The organism is Mesorhizobium sp. M7A.F.Ca.US.014.04.1.1 (assembly GCF_003998745.1).
GTDB classification, from domain to species: domain Bacteria; phylum Pseudomonadota; class Alphaproteobacteria; order Rhizobiales; family Rhizobiaceae; genus Mesorhizobium; species Mesorhizobium ciceri.
This window is the reverse complement of sequence record NZ_RZRW01000887.1, coordinates 1-1,683: the sequence shown is the minus strand read 5'-3', so window position 1 is coordinate 1,683 and position 1,683 is coordinate 1. Positions and strand designations below refer to the sequence as shown.

At 62.3% G+C, this 1,683-nt stretch carries 1 protein-coding gene and 1 pseudogene; both read left to right on the top strand.

What is annotated here, in order from left to right; genetic code table 11:
- Window positions 1-39 precede the first annotated feature (39 nt).
- Window positions 40-972 (top strand): 3-keto-5-aminohexanoate cleavage protein, encoded by a 933-nt coding sequence (locus tag EOA22_RS32740; protein ID WP_127390558.1) that lies wholly within the window; start codon window positions 40-42, stop codon window positions 970-972.
- A gap of 11 nt (window positions 973-983) precedes the next feature.
- A pseudogene (locus EOA22_RS32735) lies at window positions 984-1,683 on the top strand (ATP-binding cassette domain-containing protein); the annotation flags it as partial.

Here is a 1,683-nt window from a genome sequence, read left to right as displayed (position 1 = left end):
GGTGAAATAGACTGCGGTCAAATAGACGAGGAATTTCAAGTGGCGAACCAGAACAAGATCATCATCACCTGCGCGGTTACCGGCTCGATCCACACGCCGTCCATGTCGCCACATCTGCCGGTGAGCGCCCAAGAGATTGCCGATGCCGCGATCGGCGCGGCCGAGGCCGGCGCTGCCATCGTCCATCTGCATGCGCGCAACCCCGCCGACGGCCGGCCCGACCAGTCGACCGAGGCGTTTGCGCCCTTCCTGAAGGTGATCAAGCAACGCTCGGACTGCGTCATCAACATCACCACAGGCGGCGCCGCGACAATGAGCGTCGCGGAGCGCGTCAAGCCGGCGGCGACCTTTGCGCCGGAAGCTGCATCGCTCAACATGGGCTCGATGAATTTCGGCCTCTACCCAATGCTGGAGCGCTTCAAGACCTTCGAGCATGACTGGGAACGCCCCTATCTCGAAGGCTCGCGCGACCGCATCTTCCGCAACACCTTTGGCGACATCGAGCACATCCTGCGCACCTGCGCGCAAAACGGCACGCGTTTCGAGATCGAGTGCTACGACATCGGCCACCTCTACACGCTCGCCCATTTCGTTGAGCGCGGCCTGGTCAAGGCGCCGTTCTTCGTCCAGAGCGTGTTCGGCATATTGGGCGGCATCGGCACCCATCCGGAAGATGTCGCGCATATGAGGCGCACCGCCGACCGGCTGTTTGGACAGGACTACCACTGGTCGGTGCTGGGCGCCGGCCGCAGCCAGCTGCCGATCGCCACCCAGGCCATTGCGCTCGGCGGCAATGTGCGCGTCGGGCTGGAGGACTCGCTCTGGATCGGCAAGGGCCAACTGGCGAAATCCAATGCCGAGCAGGTGCGCAAGGTACACCAGATCATCGAAGGGCTTGGCGCTTCGGTCGCCACCCCTGACGAGGCACGGCAGATCTTGCAGCTCAAGGGCGGCGACAAGGTCTCTTTCTAAGGAAAATACCAATGAGTGCGCTCACCATATCAGGTGTCGATAAGGCCTATGGCAAGGCGAAGGTCATCCACGGCGTGTCCGTCGACATCGCGTCGGGCGAATTCGTCATCCTGGTTGGCCCGTCCGGTTGCGGCAAGTCGACCTTGCTCAGGATGATCGCCGGCCTGGAAGACATCAGCGCCGGCGAGATCGCGCTCGAAGGCAAGATCATCAACGATGTCGCGCCGAAATCGCGCGATATCGCCATGGTCTTCCAGAACTATGCGCTCTACCCGCACATGACGGTGCGTGAGAACATGGCCTTCGCACTGACGCTGAAGAAGATCGATAAAAGCGAGATCGACGCCAAGATTGCGCGTGCCGCGACGATCCTCGGACTGCAGGACTTGCTGGATCGTTATCCGCGCCAGCTTTCCGGCGGGCAGCGCCAGCGTGTCGCCATGGGCCGCGCTATCGTGCGCGACCCGAAGGTCTTTCTGTTCGACGAGCCACTCTCCAACCTCGACGCCAAGCTGCGCGTGCAGATGCGCGCCGAAATCAAGGCGCTGCACCAGCGCCTGGGAACCACCATCGTCTACGTCACCCACGACTAGGTCGAAGCCATGCCTATGGCCGACAAGATCGTCGTCATGAATGGCGGCATCGTCGCACAGGTCGGCGCCCCGCTCGATCTCTACGACCGGCCGGCCAATCTGTTCGTTGCCCAGTCCA